Raw genomic sequence first — 2469 nt, 5'->3', positions numbered from 1 at the left:
CTGGCGGAGCGGGGATCGGAGATAACGTCCTCGCGGCGCTGGGCGGCGGGGTCTTCGGCGCCTGCTCCTCCGCTTCGCTCCGGAGCAGTGAACCGCTTCGCTCCGCTCAGCGGCCCCGGCTTCGCCGGGGCTAGGGCCGGCCTTCGGCTGGGGGCCGGCGCTTCGCTTCGGCCCGAGTTCGGGATTCCGCTTCGCTGCGGGCAGCTTGCAACAAAGCCGGTACGAAAGGGCCCGCCCCTATGCAGGATGAGCGCATGCTCCCTCCCCGACTGCTGTGGCATGACCCCCGGCCCATCCCCCGGTTCAATCGGCAGGATCACGTGACCCAGATCGTCCGTGATCCCGATTTCTACGAACCGAGCGATGAGGACAGCTGCTCAATGTTCGGATACTTCTGCCAGACCCATGACTGCTTCTACAGGCACGAGGCCTGTGAGGAAGGGCCGCACCTCATAGCCCTGGACTGTCAAGACCACGGGCCCGAGAGCGCGTGGCCGCAACCACTCATGCTGATGTTCCCAGAAGGATTCGACCCCCCACTGAGCGACGCGCAACTGGCCTGGGCGCGGGCAGAGTGGTGACGCTGTCCAGCCATGATCCGAAAGAAGAGCCGTGGGCAGCTTCGTCTGCAGGACCAGCCCGCTCCGCGGGCAGCCGGCAACAGGGGCCGACGGAGGGTGCCGTAGCCTGTTCAGGCCGCGGCGGGGGCAGGTAGCGCAGAGGTAGACGCGCCCCCCTTCAAGGGGGTCTGACGCCGGTTCGAATCCGGCCCGCCCCGCCGCGCGCCAACAGGGTCCGGGGGCCTGCGGCCCGTTAGGTGGGTCCGCTCCGCCCCCAATCTGAGGCACTTCCGGCTCCGCCTCCAGAACCAAAGCCCACTCCGCGGGCCGACCCGGAAAAGATGAAAACATGGTCACGAACCCCTTGAGGAGACCTCGTCGAAACAGGCCTCCGACCAAAGTGATTCAATCTTCTCCAGAGCTAAACTCTGGAAAGATCATCCCGTACCAGTTCCACTGACCGGCGGCGACAACACGTGTCGCCGACTGGTGCTCCTGCACAACCCCAGCTCAGGGGCGTGACGCCTGCTCAGTTTCACCGACCAGCGAGACCGACGCTTCGAACGATGTCGGCGAGGAAGCCACCAGGTCTGACCGCTGCTCAGGGTGCTACCGGTAGTGGGCGGTTCCACCGTAGGACATGCCCAGCACCACGGTGAGCTGTTTGACGTCGAGTTCGTCGGCGAGGGTGAGCAGCCGTGTGGAGCGCAGGACGCGCGGGAGGAGGCCGACCGGGTCGAGGCTGTCACGGATGTGGGCCGCGCCAGCCGGGTCGGCGGTAACTCTGGTGAGCCGGGTGACCAGTCACGTGCGGATTCTGCGTGTGCAGGGCTCTTCTGTGGGCGAGACGGCCTTCCAGAGCCTGCCACGTGGCGTTGTCGAGAGTGAAGTGACCCCCGAAATTCCGACACCTGGATGCTGGATGTTTCGTCATCCAGGGGAAGTGATCCAAGGTGGCAAAGCGGAAGAATTACCCCGAAAAGTTCAAGTGGGACGCGGTGGACCTGGTGCGGTCCTCACCGGACCGTTCCCTCACCGACATCGCCCACGGCCTGGGTATCCGCCTGGAGACCCTGCGCAAATGGGTCCGCGAGAACCGGGACCACGTCCAGGCGGCGGACGGCGGGGGTGACGCCGACATGAACCTTGACGAGAAGGAAGAGCTCAAGCGCTTGCGGCGGGAGAACGCCCGGCTGGAGGAGGACAACGAGATCCTTCGGAAGGCCGCCGCCCATTTCGCACGGGAGACGACACGGTGATCCGCTTCGCCCACAGGGTGAAGCGGATGTGCGACGTCCTCGGCCGGGATCGCTCCGGCTACTACACGTGGCACCAAAACCAGGAGGCACGGCAGGGGAAGGCCGATGAAGAAGATGGCTTTACCTGGCGGGTGATCGATCTGTGCACGCGGGAGGCCGTGGGCTGGTCGATGGCCGACCACATGCGCACCCGAGCCGGTCTCGGACGCCATCCAGATGGCTCATGCGGGCGGGCATACGGCGGGCAACGCGATCCTTCACTCGGATCGCGGGTCGGGAGCGGATTCACTCAACAACCGGCTACATCACCCCGTACCAGGCGAGGGTCTGCCGCCATCAACGGCTGGACCTCGCGGCATAAACGGAAGTGTCGGGACCTGAGGGGTCACTTCAGGCAGCAACGACTCCACAACCGACCACTGCTCATCAGAAAGATCCCCACGCGATGGTCATCACGGCGTGAGACGTGAACCGGAACCCTGATCTAAAACACGGCCTACGCCTGTCAGGTCGCCCTGCGCGTTCCGGATACGGCTCGGGTGGAGGTGCTCGCCAGGCGCCTCCACCCGCATCGGTTCTACGCCATGAGCTGGTGCAGGGCCACCACCGTGGCTCCGGCGGCCCCGAGGGCAGCCAGCACGCCGCCGAGG

The 2469-nt window shown here is 65.8% G+C and carries 1 protein-coding gene; it reads left to right on the top strand.

Going from position 1 to position 2469, the window contains the following annotated elements:
- Positions 1-1513 precede the first annotated feature (1513 nt).
- Complete coding sequence (locus tag ACWF9Z_RS36625; protein ID WP_453609940.1) at positions 1514-1819, top strand: transposase; 306 nt, start codon at positions 1514-1516, stop codon at positions 1817-1819.
- The last annotated feature ends 650 nt before the right edge of the window (positions 1820-2469 follow it).

Source organism: Streptomyces sp. NPDC054961 (assembly GCF_053609145.1).
The sequence above is the reverse complement of the archived record's forward strand: the minus strand, read 5'-3'. Positions and strand labels throughout refer to the sequence as shown.